This window comes from Mangrovimonas sp. ST2L15, assembly GCF_001280515.1.
GTDB lineage: Bacteria > Bacteroidota > Bacteroidia > Flavobacteriales > Flavobacteriaceae > Mangrovimonas > Mangrovimonas futianensis.
In genome coordinates this window covers 1-576 of the sequence record NZ_LBIQ01000039.1, presented here as the reverse complement: position 1 = coordinate 576, position 576 = coordinate 1, and the positions used below count along the sequence as shown (strand labels likewise).

The 576-nt window shown below is 51.0% G+C and carries 1 protein-coding gene; it reads left to right on the top strand.

The genetic code is table 11. The annotated features are described in order from the left end of the window. Positions 1-576, top strand: a 576-nt coding sequence (locus tag ZA07_RS14980) for a hypothetical protein (protein ID WP_157492170.1), incomplete at both ends; no start/stop codon positions are given.

Sequence of the window (576 nt, the reverse complement as noted above, 5' to 3'; positions counted from 1 at the left end):
TCAACGGTGGGGCCTTCCAGACACAAAGTACGCCGTTTACCATTTCCAACCTATACTCTGGAACCCATACCGTGGAGGTACAGGATGCCAACGGCTGTGGAAACTTAGTGTCCGTGACCATCGAAGCTCCTCTAGGTATCACTCCTGAGGCTACTGCCCTACCATCATGTAACGACGATGACGGTGTGATTACCGTAACCGGTACTGGAGGTTCTGGCAACTATACCTATACCATGAATCCCAACCCTGCTTCGGTCAGTTTATCTGGAAATGTGTTTTCTGGAGTTCCGGCAGGAATGTATACCATCACCATTACCGATACCGATACAGGATGTTCTGAGGAAGTGAGCATCTCATTACCGGCCGCTACGCCTCCGTCATTTACGACCGTACCTACTGCCGTGACCTGTTACGGGGATAGTTCAGGTGCATTTGACATCAATGTAAGCGGATACTCGGGAAGCTATACCTATGAGGTATTCGATACCAACGGTGTCTCTGTGACCGGTGCAGTGGCAGCCAACACGTCCACCAACCCGATAACGGTTACCGGAATGGCAGCAGGAACCTTTACCG